The sequence below is a fragment of the Larkinella sp. C7 genome (genome assembly GCF_006149005.1).
Classification (GTDB): Bacteria; Bacteroidota; Bacteroidia; order Cytophagales; family Spirosomataceae; genus Larkinella.
Genome location: NZ_VBSL01000218.1, coordinates 1 through 371, shown reverse-complemented (window position 1 = coordinate 371; position 371 = coordinate 1). Strand labels below are relative to the sequence as shown.

The window sequence follows — 371 nt, the reverse complement described above, 5'->3', positions numbered from 1 at the left end:
GGAAGAAGATGCCGGTAAGAATACCCATGCGGACGATGGCTATTCCTATGTGGACCTCAACCGGCAGGGCGTGCCTTTGATTGAGATTGTTTCTGAGGCCGATATGCGTTCGCCCGAAGAGGCTTATGCCTACCTGACAACCCTCAAAGAAATCATTCAATACACCGGCATTTCCGATGTTAAGATGGAAGAAGGCTCCATGCGGGTTGATGCCAATATCTCCCTGCGGCCTTATGGTCAAGAGGAATTCGGGACCAAGACCGAGCTCAAGAACCTCAACTCCTTTAGCAATGTCCGCAAGGGCTTGGAATACGAAGTCGAACGTCAGGCCAAAATTCTGCGGTCTGGTGGGGTCATTCGCCAAGAAACCC

The 371-nt window shown here is 51.5% G+C and carries 1 pseudogene; it reads left to right on the top strand.

Annotated elements, in window-relative coordinates:
* Positions 1-371: pseudogene (locus FH871_RS35170) on the top strand (Asp-tRNA(Asn)/Glu-tRNA(Gln) amidotransferase GatCAB subunit B); the annotation flags it as partial.